The following is a 12,986-nucleotide window of genomic DNA, read 5'->3' on the forward strand; positions in this document are numbered from 1 at the left end:
TTTCAAATCCGTAACCCGCAACTCCTTTTGGGCACATTGATCAAATATATTATTTTTTATATTTATTTTTTTATGATTTTAAAACAATCTTTTTTATAAATTTAGCTTCAAAATTATATTAAACACATAGGATGAGGTTTGAACTTTATACTGAAGAAAGCGACGACAGAACGGTGTACATCACCGGAAATTTCAACAGCTGGAACCCCAGAGATTCCAATTATCAGCTTCAAAAGCTGGATCCGCACAATTATTTCATAGAAATTGACGGCGAAATACTTCCAGATACCGTAGAATACAAGTTTACAAAAGGAGGCTGGGAAAATGTAGAGCTCGATAAATACGGAAATATCACACCCAACCGGAAAGCTGAAAAAGCATTAGGAAAAACATCTGATATCATAGAAAAGTGGAGGCTCAATTGGGGACCTTTCAAAAAGGAATTTTTCCCGATCGCAGAAGTTATTTCCGAGGAATTCTATATCCCACAGCTGGAACGTTACCGGAAGGTCTGGGCTGTTCTGCCATATGATTATTATGTATCCGATAAAAGTTACCCCGTACTTTATCTTCAGGATGCCCAGAACCTTTTCAACGAAGGAAGCGGCTACGGAAACTGGGAAATAGATAAAAAGCTGTCTATCCTTGCTGAATACGGCCGCGGTGATGTGATCATCATAGCTATAGAACACGGCAGCGAAGAACGTATTAAGGAGTATATTTTTGACAACGATAATATTGCGAACGGCTCGGAAGGAAAAAAATACATCCGCTTCATTGCCGATACTTTAAAGCCTTTTGTAGATGAACACTACCGAACGAAAAAAGACCGTGATAATACAGGAATCGGAGGCAGTTCTTTGGGTGCACTGATCAGTATTTACAGCGGATTCCTTTATCCTGAAGTGTATTCCAAACTGCTGATCTTCTCCCCTTCACTTTGGGTGGAACCTAATAATAATTTTCCGATGATGAATTTCAGGGTTCCTTTTAAAACCAAAATATATCTGTATGGCGGCGGTCAGGAAGGCTCCAAAATGGTAAAAAGGATCCATGTTTTTGAAGATTATTTAAAACGGTGGGAAAAGAAGAATCTTTTTGATTTCGAATTCAGAACCAGCATCAATCCGGAAGGAACCCACAGTGAATTTTACTGGTCGCAGGAGTTCCCAAGAGCAATTGAATGGCTCTTCTATAACAATACAGAAAACCCGGTAGAAGTAACACCACAGCAACAGAGCGCTAAAAATTAAATTATGAAATTAATCAATAAAAAAAATAAAAAATACACCCAGGTTTTTCAGCTTTTCACAGAGGAAGAATGGACGAAATCGGGAAAGAATTACAACAAAAATGTTGCTTCTTTTTTTACCGGAAAAAAGCATGAGGTTTTCATTCACACTGATGAAGAAAGTATTGTTTATCTTATCGGTTTGGGAAAATCAACGCTGCAGAATTTTGAAGTACAGCAGGTTGCCGTTAAATTTGCTCAAATCCAGAAAGAAAAAATCCAGACAGCGCCAACCTTGGTTTTGGCAGATTTCCTGAATGAAAAACAGTTTGGAGAGTTTGTAAAAGGTTTACTTTTAGGAACATACAATTATCCTTTTGATAAAAAGCATGCTTTCTGGAATCCAAAATTTGAGATCCATTTCGAAAATCTAAGCCAGAAAAAACTGGATGTAATCAGTTCAAAAGCCGAAGCACTGGCTAACGGACAAACAGCCTGTCAGGAATGGCTGAATAAGCCTGCCAATCTTAAAAAACCGGATATTTTAAGTCTGTATCTTAAAAATTTAGCAAAGAAATATGATTTAAAATATACCGCGTTCAATAGAAAAAAATGTGAAGAACTGGGCCTTGGAGCCTATCTGTCGGTTAATCAGGGAAGTGCTTATGATGCTGCTTTTACCATCATAGAATATAAAACTACGGTTAAAAATGCCAAGACATTCGGGCTGGTAGGGAAATGCGTCCTTTTTGATACAGGAGGTATTTCACTGAAGAATCCGGACAATATGCATTATATGAAGTCTGATATGGGTGGAGCTACAGCTGTTATCGGAACACTGATCTACGCGGCAGAAATGAAGCTTCCCGTCAATATTGTTGCCGTACTTCCTATTACGGACAATGCTATTTCCGAAAGAGCTTTCCTTCCAAGTGATGTCATTACGGCGTATAACGGAAAAACCATTGAAGTCCTCAATACAGATGCTGAAGGCAGAATGATCCTTGCAGACGGACTCTCCTACCTTGCTAAAAATTATAAAACGGATTTCCTGATTGATCTTGCCACTTTAACGGGAAGCTCTGTAAGGATGTTTGGTGATACCTGCGGGGCCATGTTCTCCAATAACGAAGGACTGAAAAATCTTCTGGTAAAAACCGGTGACAATACCAACCAAAGAGTATGGAACCTTCCTTTATGGGAGGTATGGAAAGACGATATACAGTCTGACGTTGCGGACCTTAAAAATATTTCTATGAAACCTATCGGAGACTGTATCGTAGCAGCTAAATTTCTGGAGCAGTTTATAGAAAACCATCCTAAATGGGCTCATCTCGATATTGCCGGAGTCGCCTTCGGAAGTGTGGGATATGCCAAGGAAAAAGCAGCAACCGGCTTTGGAGTACAGTTGCTGGCCGATTTAATTGAAAATTATCATTAAAAATTAGTTTTTTTCAAAATTTCTCTGTATACTTGAGTAGGTATTTTTCAAAAACGCAGCTTATTACGGGTTTTTAACATTAATTAATCAATAAAAAATTGCTTTTATTTTTGATAATTTACTAAAAATTAAAAAACATTATATGGAGGAGAAAACTATAGTATGTATTTCGTGCTATTACAAGGGCTATGATTTCATGGATGAAATGAAGAAGCTCGGTAATAAAATTATCTTGATAACATCAGAGGGCCTTAAAGAAAAAAACTGGCCATGGCATGCTATTGACGAGGTATTTTATATGTCTGAATTAAAACCGTCTGTATGGAACCTGGAGCATCTGGTCCAGGGGTTTTCGCATCTGATGAAAACCAGAAAAGTAGATGCTGTAGTGGCTCTTGACGATTATGATGTAGAAAAAGCAGCCCTCATCCGGGAAACATTCCGTATCCCCGGAATGGGACAGACCACACACCGTTATTTTAGAGATAAACTGGCTATGCGCCAGAAAGCAAAAGATTCGGGAATCAGTGTTCCGGAGTTTACAGCAGTTTTCAATAATGATGAAGTGAACAGCTTTATAGAAAAAGTTCCGGCTCCGTGGGTATTAAAACCACGATCAGAAGCATCAGCCTCAGGCATTAAAAAGTTTTCTTCCAAAGATGAGCTTTGGAACGAGCTGAATGCCCTTGGTGAAGAACGTCATCTATTTTTGCTGGAAAGCTTTAAACCGGGAGATGTCTATCATGTAGACAGTCTCACCTTTAATAAAGAAATTGTATTCACCTCTGCCTCGAAATATCTTGCTCCTCCTATGCAGGTTTCCCATGAAGGCGGTGTTTTCAGGTCTAAGACACTGGGAAGATATTCTGATGAATTTAAAGCTCTTGATGAAGTAAATGCCAAAGTCCTTTCCAGTTTCGGATTGCTAAACGGAGCGACTCATACCGAATTTATCCGTGGAAAAGCAGACGGAAAGTGGTATTTCCTTGAAACATCCTCCAGAGTTGGCGGTGCCCATATTCCGGACCTTGTTGAAGCCTCAAGCAATATTAACATCTGGCGCGAATGGGCAAAAATAGAAGATGCTCTTCTGCGTGGAAAAACTTACCAGGCTTCAAAACCTACAGGCTATTATTCAGGTCTGATCATTGCCCTCATCAAGGATAAAGATCCCGATTACAGTGTTTTTGACAGTGAGGAAGCTGTAAAGTTCCTTCCAATCGACCACCATGTCGGAATTGTTTATAAATCCAGCGATCCGGACATCATACAGGAAAGATTAGACAGCGCTGCAGAAAAAATCCAGTCAGAAATGCTGAATATCCTGCCTCCAAAAAGCAAACTGACAAGTTAAAAACCATAACAAAAGAAATTTATCAATGCCGCATATAGAACATACAGATTATTATTCAAACATATTAGGAACAAGTCTTAAAGTAGAAGTTACCGGACATTACGGGCACCCGATCATTATGTTTCCGACTTCTCAGGGACAGTATACCCAAAATCATGATTTCCATCTTAACGGAAGCATCAACTGGTTTATAGAACAGGGGAAAGTAAAGCTTTATAATGTTCAGACCATTGATGCGTGGAGCTTTTATGATGAAAAGATTTCACCTCAGAAAAGAATAAAGAATTACGAGCTGTATGTACAGTTCCTGATCCAGGAATTTATTCCGTATATCCAGAAGATCCACCAAACACACCGTGTAGCAGTGGCCGGGGCTAGTTTCGGAGGTTATCATGCCGCAAATTTCGCCTTCAGGTTTCCTGATGTGGTTTCGCATCTGTTCTGCCTTTCAGGGGCTTTCAGCATAAGGAATTTCATGGACGGATATTCGGATGAGCTTGTTTATTTTAACTGTCCAAGGGAATTTGTGAAAAATGATGAAGCCTGGAAATATAAGCATATGCACATCGTTCTTAGCACTTCCGATCAGGATATCTGCAGGGACAAAAACATCGAAATGGCTGAAATCCTGAGCTCAAAAGGGATTGATTTCTGGTACGATGAGAGAAAATGGATCAATCACGACTGGCCGTTATGGAGAATGGTCTTTCCAACATTTATAGGTGCGTTTTTTTCCTGAAACAGCACATTTAATAAGATAAAATAATACAACATATACCAATTTAAAAACAGAAATTATGGCAAAAAAAGTGGGAATTCTATTCGGTATGGAGGATACATTTCCTTGGGCGTTTATCGATAAAGTAAATGAACTGGGCGGTGGAGAAATCATTGCTGAACCGGTAAATATCGATAAACTGGAACAAGGTGCTGATTACGGCTATGCAGTCATTATCGACAGAATTTCGCAGGATGTTCCTTTTTACAGAGCATATTTGAAAAATGCTGCACTTAACGGAACTTATGTAATCAATAACCCATTCTGGTGGAGTGCAGATGAAAAGTTTTTCAATAACGCATTGATGACAAAACTTGGAATTCCGCTTCCCAAAACAGTGCTTCTTCCTTCGCACGAAAGACCTACGGATACCTCGGAAACATCATTCAGAAACCTGAAATTTCCTCACGACTGGGAATATATCTTCAATTACGTAGGGTTTCCTGCCTATATGAAACCTCATGACGGCGGTGGATGGAAAAGTGTGTACAGAGTGGAAAATCCTGAAAATCTATGGGAAAAATTAAGCGAAACGGAACAGCTGGTGATGATGGTACAGGAAGAGATTGTTTTCGATGATTATTACAGAGTTTACTGTCTGGGCAAAAAATATGTTCACATTATGCCTTATGAACCACGTAATCCACATCACCTGAGGTATGCCACGACACATCAGACCAAAGGAGAGGAACTTGAGAAATTGTTAAAAACAATCCATGACTACACTATTACAATGAATGAAGCTCTGGGCTACGATTTCAATACGGTGGAGTTTGCTATCAGAGACGGAATTCCATATGCGATAGATTTCTGCAATCCAGCTCCTGATGCAGATAAAAACTCGGTAGGTGAAGAAAACTTTGCATGGATCGTAGAGCATTCTGCTAAACTGGCTATTGAAAAAGCAAAAGAATATGTGCCGGGGAAACCTAATATTTCCTGGGGTACTTTTGTAAAAGACTCCGTAAAATAACCGTTAAAAAAATAAAAAAACACGAAAAAAAATGCATCAGTTTACTATAGGAATCGAGGAAGAATATCAGATCATTGATGTTGAGAGCAGAGACTTAATATCTCATGTTTCGAAAATAATTGAAGGTGGAAAAGCCGTTTTAAGCGAAAATTTAAAACACGAGATGCACGAATCCATGATCGAAATGGAAACCGGCATCTGCCAAAATATAAAGGAGGCCAGAGCAGAACTGACTAACCTGAGAAGACATTTAATCAACACAGCCCATGAACAGGGCCTTCGCGTTTCCGGGGGCGGAACCCATCCTTTTTCAAACTGGGAACATAACACCATCACAGACGGTGAACGTTACAATAAGATTGTAGATGATATGGGAGATGTTGCCCGCGGAAATTTGATTTTCGGGCTCCATGTCCATATCGGAATCCCAAACCGTGAAGAAGGGGTAAGAATTCAGAATGTGATGCGTTATTTTCTTCCGCACGTCTATGCACTTTCTACGAACTCGCCTTTCTGGATCGGAAGAAATACAGGGTTCAAATCCTACAGACAGGAAATTTTTGTAAAATTCCCGAGAACCGGTATTCCCAGCTATTTCAATTCACTCGCTGAATTTGACAGCTATGTAGAGCTTCTGGTAAAAACCGGAACCATAGATAATGCTAAGAAAATCTGGTGGGATCTGCGTGTCCACCCTTTCTATCCTACCATTGAATTCAGAATCTGCGATATGCCTTTAAGGCTGGAAGAAACGGTTTGTCTCGCAGCCATTATGCAAAGCTTAGTAGCAAAAATCTATAAACTTCATCAGCAGAACTTAAGTTTCAGAAGCTACAGAAGATTATTGCTGAATGAAAACAAATGGAGAGCATCCAAAAGTGGCATTGAAGCACACCTGATCGATTTTGGAAAAGAAGAATCCGTTCCTTATCCTCATCTCTTGAAAGAGCTTCTGGAATTTATTGATGATGTTGTAGATGAGCTTGACTGCAGAAAAGAGGTTGAGTACGCCTGGACTATTTTGGAAAACGGAACAGGAGCCGACAGACAGCTTAAAGTCTTTAATGAGACCGGAGATCTTACCAAAGTGGTAGATTATATGATCTCTGAAACGGAGTATGGCATAACACATGGTGAAACGGCTTCATAATATTTTTGGTAACTTTGCAAAAAATATGAAGTAGTATGAAAGATATTCGAATCGCTCTTATTGATATGAACAACAACCATGTCAATCAAGGCTTTAGAAATATTAAAGAGATTTCAGAAGCATTCCAACAGAACTCTGAAGAAAATGTGACTATCGAAACATTTGATGTAAGGTTTAAGAATGAAATGCCGAACATTGAAGATTTTGACATCTTTATTTCTTCAGGAGGACCGGGAAACCCACACAGAGAAGGTCTGGAATGGGAAGATAGGTATGCCCGTTTTCTGGATGCCGTTTTAGAGCATAATAAATATAATGAAGATAAAAAATATCTGTTCCTGATCTGCCATTCTTTCCAGCTGGCAAGCATTCACTGGAAGTTGGGAAATATCTGCAAAAGAAGATCTTATTCTTTCGGGGTAATGCCGGTTCACAAAACCGAAGAAGGTGAACAGGAATTTTTGTTCAAAAACCTTCAGGATCCCTTCTATGCTGTAGATTCAAGAGCGTATCAGTTCATTGAGCCGGATATGGACCGTTTTGATGAGTTGGGCATGAAAATTACGGCTATCGAAAAATTCAGACCGCATATTAATCTTGAAAGAGCAGTAATGGCTGTTCGTTTTTCTGATGAGATATTCGGGACACAGTTTCATCCGGAAGCAGACCCTAAAGGCATGATCGAGAATCTGAAAGACGAAAAAAATAAAACGGCGATGATCGAGAACTTCGGAATGGAGAAATACCTTGAAACGGTAGACAGAATAGACGATGAAGACAAGATCATTCTTACCAGAAACCAGATTCTTCCGAGATTCCTTCAGTCAGCAAAAAAAAACATTTTGAAGGGAAGTGAAGCTTTGGCTTAAAAGAAAAAACGACGATTTAAAACAAATTGATTTAATATAAAACCACAAAAGTCACAAAAATTCAGACACTTAAAAGTAAAGATAAGTAAGTATCCGTTGAGAAGAACACTTTAAATTTTTTGAAAATCTTTGATTTTCATCTTATGTGAACTTTTTATACATCCATCATATTCAAACTTTCTTAAGTGATCTAAAGCTTCTAAATTTTTGTGACTTTTGTAGTTAAAATCTATCTGAGATTTTATATTAAGCTTTATTTTGGAATCACGTTAAAAATTTAAAAAGTATTAAAATCGGGCAGAAATGTTCGATTTTTTAAAATAAAAACCACAAAGAAAAAATATGATCCCAAAATACAGAAAACAGTTCAACCAGGAGTTTTCACAGGAAAAATACGAACAGCTTAAAGCACGTCTTGCTCAGAAAGGAGGTATTGCCCCTGCATTCAGAATTTCAGAAAGCCCGCTTTTTCTTTCTCACGAATTTAAAAACAAGCTTCTTGACGCCAGCGAGAGTATTATTGACCAGATCAAAGCACTTCCTTCTGAAGTACTTTACAAGGCTGTTCCGGATAATTGCAGAGTCCCTAATGATACGCTTCAACCTCACTTTTTCACTATTGATTTCGGGATCTGCCGGGGTAAAAACGGAGAAATTGAGCCCCAGCTGATCGAGCTGCAGGCTTTTCCTTCACTGTATGCTTTTCAAAAGACTTTTGAAGATACATTCTGTGAGGTTTACCCTTTTCTTTCCGAACTCAGGAATACAATGCCTCATGCTGAGTTTAAAAATCATTTAAAAGAACTGATTATCGGAAATGAAAACCCTGAAAATGTTATCCTGCTTGAGATTTTTCCGGAAAAACAGAAAACAGCCATTGATTTTGCTTTAACAGAACAATTATTAGGGATAAAAACAGTCTGCCTGACCAAAGTAAAAAAAGAAGGCAGAAAGCTGTTTTATGAAAACAACGGTAAATCTGTTGAGATCAAAAGGATCTATAACCGTGTTATTTTTGATGAGCTGGATAGAATTCCGGATCTGAAAGCCGGGTTCGATTTCCGTGATGATATTGATGTAAAATGGATCACACATCCTAACTGGTTTTTTAAGATCTCAAAGTTTCTTCTTCCGATTCTGAAGCATCAGTTTGTTCCTAAAAGCTACTTTCTGCACGAATTTCCGGAGCATGAAAGTTTAGAGCATTTTGTACTGAAACCTTTATTTTCATTTGCCGGAAGTGGCGTTAATTTAAATCCGACAAAAGAAATTACAGAAGCTATTGAGGATAAGGAAAATTATATTCTACAGAGAAAAGTCACTTATGAACCTATTTTTGAAGATATTAACGGCGAGTTTTCAAAAGCAGAAATCCGACTGCTTTATATCTGGCACGAAAATGACGAACGCCCTATTCTACTGGAAAACCTGGGAAGAATGACTAAAGCTGCGATGGTAAATGTAGATTTTAACAAGAAAGATGCTATATGGATCGGGAGTTCGAATGCTTTTTTTGGAGAAGGATAACCTCAACCGTCAAAAGAAAAAAAACTAACTAATACAACAAATCCTCCTGAGATCAGGGGGATTTACTATTTTTGCCAGATCGGATTTTCGATACCAATCTCTTTATTTAGATGAAGCTGATTGAAACAGTGGAAAATAAAAAATTTATAATGAATCTTAAAAATGTTGATGAACTGATTTTTCTGCCGCTTGGACTGAAACTTTTAAATGTAGAAGAAGATATAGAAGCTAAAGATTATTCAGGTTGCAGTTTTGTTCTAAACCATCTGAATATTAAATTCCGTACAGCGAAGATAACACCAACTAAAACAGGGCAGTTTGTTACCATCTGGAAACGCAATGAAAAAGGAGAAACAGCTCCGTTTGATTCCACTGATGCTTTTGATTTCTATTTAATTTCAGCATCCACAGACAATGATAGAGGAATTTTCATATTTCCTAAAGAGGTTCTGATAGAAAAAGGAATTCTGTCCTGTGATCAAAAGATTGGTAAAAGAGGAATCAGGGTATATCCAAGCTGGGATCTTGCGGAAAGTAAACAGGCTAAAGCTACTCAAAAATGGCAGGCAGAATACTTTCTTGATCTTTCTCAAGCTGAAGAATCGTATCTCCAAAAAGCTGAACTATTATTTAATTTGAAATAAAAACAGCAGGTCCGTATGCTTTTTAAACGCAAAGATTTCCATTAGCACTGTATATTCTAAGTTTGCAAAGACGGAATCAATTACATTGATTTTATTTATCGAACGTTTTATCCATATAGCTTCATCAGTGGCTTTGCCGCTTCCTTTACATTTCTTAAACTAAAGCGTGTTTTTCATGAAACTTTGCATTAGAGAAACCTCTCGCAAATTAAACAGATATACTGTTTTATGAATTTATCGAATATGAAGAGTAAGAGATTTTGTAAAAGTAAAAAACGGCTGAAAATTCAGCCGTTTTTGTATAATCATTTATTTTATGAATTTTTATCATCTTCCATAATTTCCCGGGTCTGGTACTCCTGCACCAGATCAATGGCGTTGGAAATAACGTCACTTAAAGCAGTGATAAAGGTTCCTTCTTCAGCCATTCCCATAGCATGCTTTAAAGCTTCAATTTCTTTAGGAATAATCTCATAGCTCACATCCCTTCCGGCTTCATTAATACCGTCGATGATCAATCCGTTGATCTCTTCTTCGGTTCTTCCTCTCAGGTGCTTTTCGTTTCTGATGATGATATAATCAAACATTCTTCCGGCAATCTTTCCGCATTCTCTGATATCACCGTCCCGTCTGTCTCCCACTCCTGAAATAATACCTATTTTCTTGGTAGATTCCACATTTTTAAGGTAATCTTCTATGGCCTGATAGCCTGAAGGATTGTGTGCAAAATCGATCAGTACTTTAAAGTTCTTAAATTTAAAAATATTAAGTCTTCCCGGTGTAAGCTGTGCACTTGGAATGAAAGTTCTTAAGGAATTGGAAATATCTTCGATTCCGAAACCATAAAGATAACTAGCCAAACTCGCCGCCAGAACATTTTCGATCATAAATCGGGCTTTGCCTTCCATGGTAATCGGGAAGTCTTTTGCCTTTCCTATTCTGATTTTCCAGTCGCCTTTTTTAATCGTTACGAAACCTTCTTCATAGATGCACGTGATTTTTCCTTCTTTGGCAAACTTTACAATATGAGGATTGTTTTCATTCATGCTGAAGATCGCAACATTGCTGTCAAGATCATTAATGATCTTCATGGAATATTCATTATCAGCATTCAGTACGCTCCAGCCATTTTTCTTAACGCTGTCCAGGACTACTCTTTTTACTTTCGTCAGATCTTTCAAATTATGAATGTCATTCATTCCCAAATGATCCTCTTCAATATTGGTCAAAACCCCGATATCACACTGTGAAAATCCTAAGCCTGAACGCAGTATTCCTCCTCTTGCTGTTTCAAGAACGGCAAATTCTACCGTAGGATCTTTCAGAACAAACTCGGCAGAAAGAGGACCTGTCGTATCTCCTTTGGAAAGCATTGTATTTTGTATGTAAATCCCGTCAGAAGTAGTAAAGCCTACTCTGTAACCGTTGCTTTTTACGATATGAGAGATCAGTCTTGTCGTCGTTGTTTTGCCATTCGTTCCCGTTACCGCAATAATTGGAATTGTGAATGGTTTTCCCTGAGGATACAACATATCCACCACGGGAGCAGCTACGTTTCTCGGCAGGCCTTCGCTTGGCGCCAGGTGCATTCTGAATCCGGGAGCTGCATTCACTTCAATAATGGCAGCACCGCTTTCCTTAAGAGGCTGCGTCAGGTTTTCTGCCATGATATCAATACCGCAGACATCCAGACCAATAATTTTCGAAACCCTTTCGGCCATAGTGATGTTCTCGGGATGTACCATATCAGTAACATCTATGGATGTACCTCCCGTGGAAAGATTGGCCGTAGATTTCAAATAAACAACCTCTCCTTTTTGCGGAACAGTTTCAAGGGTATATTGAAGCTTTTCAAGAAGCTCCAGGGTATCTTTGTCCACCTCTATTTCTGTAAGGACATTTTCATGGCCATACCCTCTTCTCGGATCTCTGTTTTCTTTATCAATCAGCTCCTGGAGATTGAGCTCACCATCGCCAACAACGTGTGCGGGAACTCTCCTTGCCGCAGCAACCATTTTATTATTAATAACCAAAACCCTGAAATCATATCCTGTAATGTATTTTTCTACAATGACTTTTCTGGAATATTTCTGAGCATGCTCCAATCCTATTTTTGCAGCTTCCCAATCGTTTACATTGATAGAAGAACCTTTTCCGTGGTTTCCATCCAATGGCTTTAGTACGATAGGATAGCCTATTCTTTTTATAACACTGCTCAATCCTTCTTCATCTACCACCAGATCTCCTATAGGAACCGGTATGGCAGCATCATGAAGCATTTTTTTCGTCAGTTCCTTATTGCATGCAATATCCACCGCAATAGAGCTTGTTTTTCCTGTAATAGTAGCCTGGAAACGCTGTTGGTTCACACCATAACCAAGCTGTACCAAAGAGTTTGTTCCTAATCTGATCCAGGGAATCCTTCTGGAAACAGCTTCTTCCACGATACTTCCTGTAGAAGGTCCCAGGCGGACACGTTCTCTGATCTCTTTCAATTTCTGTATACAGGCATTAATATCATATTCTGTATTGTCGATCAAAGCCTGCGCTATATTTACTGCTTCTTCAGCAGCATAAATTCCGGCATTCTCTTCAATATAATTAAAAACAACATTGTATATTCCGGGGGACTTTGTTTCACGGGTTCTTCCGAAACCTACGTCCATACCTGCCAGTGTCTGTATTTCCAGGGCGATATGTTCAATGACATGTCCCATCCAGGTTCCGGTTTCTATTCTGTGAAAGAATCCGCCTTCCACTCCTTCTGAACATCTGTGGGTAAACAGAGACGGGATCAGTTTTTCAATTCTTTCTCTGAAACCGTCTATTTTATTAGTAGGATAATTCTCCATTTCTTCAAGATCCAATCTCATCTGTATCAGCTTCTTTCTTCTGATGCTCCAGATGTTTGGTCCCCGTAATGCCTGTATCTTCTCAATTTTCATAATCTATTTGCATTTTTATCAGTTAACAATAACTCCTTCAAAAATCAAAGATAATGTAAAACCCTAAACCAAAC

The 12,986-nt window shown here is 38.6% G+C and carries 10 protein-coding genes; 9 read left to right on the top strand and 1 reads right to left on the bottom strand.

What is annotated here, in order from left to right; genetic code table 11:
* Positions 1–131 precede the first annotated feature (131 nt).
* From AC4IFE_RS14540 to AC4IFE_RS14580, 9 genes are all read left to right on the top strand, one after another.
* Positions 132–1,253 carry an alpha/beta hydrolase-fold protein gene (locus tag AC4IFE_RS14540; protein ID WP_490757873.1) on the top strand — a complete coding sequence of 374 codons (1,122 nt, stop codon included), beginning with the start codon at positions 132–134 and terminating at the stop codon, positions 1,251–1,253.
* A gap of 3 nt (positions 1,254–1,256) precedes the next feature.
* Positions 1,257–2,672 (top strand): leucyl aminopeptidase family protein, encoded by a 1,416-nt coding sequence (locus AC4IFE_RS14545; RefSeq protein ID WP_490757874.1) that lies wholly within the window; start codon positions 1,257–1,259, stop codon positions 2,670–2,672.
* 142 nt (positions 2,673–2,814) lie between these two features.
* Complete coding sequence (locus AC4IFE_RS14550) at positions 2,815–4,026, top strand: ATP-grasp domain-containing protein (RefSeq protein WP_490757875.1); 1,212 nt, start codon at positions 2,815–2,817, stop codon at positions 4,024–4,026.
* A gap of 25 nt (positions 4,027–4,051) precedes the next feature.
* Positions 4,052–4,765 carry an alpha/beta hydrolase-fold protein gene (locus tag AC4IFE_RS14555; RefSeq protein WP_490757876.1) on the top strand — a complete coding sequence of 238 codons (714 nt, stop codon included), beginning with the start codon at positions 4,052–4,054 and terminating at the stop codon, positions 4,763–4,765.
* 58 nt (positions 4,766–4,823) lie between these two features.
* Complete coding sequence (locus AC4IFE_RS14560) at positions 4,824–5,777, top strand: ATP-grasp domain-containing protein (RefSeq protein WP_490757877.1); 954 nt, start codon at positions 4,824–4,826, stop codon at positions 5,775–5,777.
* Positions 5,778–5,808: 31 nt separating this feature from the next.
* The gene (locus tag AC4IFE_RS14565; protein ID WP_490757878.1) at positions 5,809–6,927 is read left to right on the top strand and encodes a carboxylate-amine ligase; all 1,119 of its coding nucleotides are present in this window, start codon (positions 5,809–5,811) and stop codon (positions 6,925–6,927) included.
* A gap of 35 nt (positions 6,928–6,962) precedes the next feature.
* Entirely contained in the window at positions 6,963–7,796 is an 834-nt protein-coding gene (locus tag AC4IFE_RS14570) for a type 1 glutamine amidotransferase (protein WP_490757879.1), read from the top strand.
* 342 nt (positions 7,797–8,138) lie between these two features.
* On the top strand, positions 8,139–9,323 hold the full coding sequence (locus AC4IFE_RS14575) for a hypothetical protein (protein ID WP_490757880.1): 1,185 nt from the start codon (positions 8,139–8,141) through the stop codon (positions 9,321–9,323).
* A 149-nt stretch (positions 9,324–9,472) separates the two neighbouring features.
* Positions 9,473–9,967, top strand: a complete 495-nt coding sequence (locus AC4IFE_RS14580) for a MepB family protein (RefSeq protein WP_490757881.1) — start codon at positions 9,473–9,475, stop codon at positions 9,965–9,967.
* A gap of 314 nt (positions 9,968–10,281) precedes the next feature.
* Here the strand turns inward: AC4IFE_RS14580 and cphA are convergent, their stop codons facing one another.
* Entirely contained in the window at positions 10,282–12,912 is a 2,631-nt protein-coding gene (gene cphA, locus AC4IFE_RS14585; protein WP_490757882.1) for a cyanophycin synthetase, read from the bottom strand.
* Between the last annotated feature and the right edge of the window lie 74 nt (positions 12,913–12,986).

Source organism: Chryseobacterium sp. UF-81, from assembly GCF_058245105.1.